Origin of the sequence: Methylobacterium longum (genome assembly GCF_022179385.1) — a bacterium.
GTDB lineage: Bacteria > Pseudomonadota > Alphaproteobacteria > Rhizobiales > Beijerinckiaceae > Methylobacterium > Methylobacterium longum.
This window is the reverse complement of the sequence record NZ_BPQS01000186.1, coordinates 1-446: the sequence shown is the minus strand read 5'-3', so window position 1 is coordinate 446 and position 446 is coordinate 1. Positions and strand designations below refer to the sequence as shown.

General features: G+C 69.7%; 1 protein-coding gene. It reads right to left on the bottom strand.

What is annotated here, in order from left to right; all coding sequences use genetic code 11:
* Positions 1-446 (bottom strand): Crp/Fnr family transcriptional regulator (locus MFF58_RS32025; protein ID WP_373323426.1); only part of this gene is annotated, 446 nt, incomplete at both ends.

Below are 446 nucleotides of genomic sequence, written 5' to 3'. Positions count from 1 at the left end.
CGCAGCCGCAGCAAGAGCTCACACATGAGGTGCGCGATGCGCTCCTCGGCGGAGCGGCGGCCGACATTGACCAGCCACTCGCGCAGGGTCGCCTCGTCCACCAGCGTGGCGAGGCGCAGGGCATGCGTGATGCCGGGATGATCCCGCAGCAGTCCCTGGATGACGTCGAGGCTGATCCGGACCACGTGGCAGGCCGAGAGCGTGCCGATCGAGTGATCCATGGCCTTCAGCATGGCCACGTCGAGGTCGCAGTAATCGCCCGGCACCAGGTAGGCCATGATCTGGCGCGCGCCGCTGGCCCGGAGCTTGTAGCGGCAGGCGATGCCGTCCAGGATCAGGTAGACGCCGTCCGGCTTGTCGCCCTCGCCGATCAGGTCCGTGCCGGCCGGGACGAGGTGCGGCTTGGCGCTGATCCGCTCCAGCACCGCCCGGTCGTCGGCCGAGAG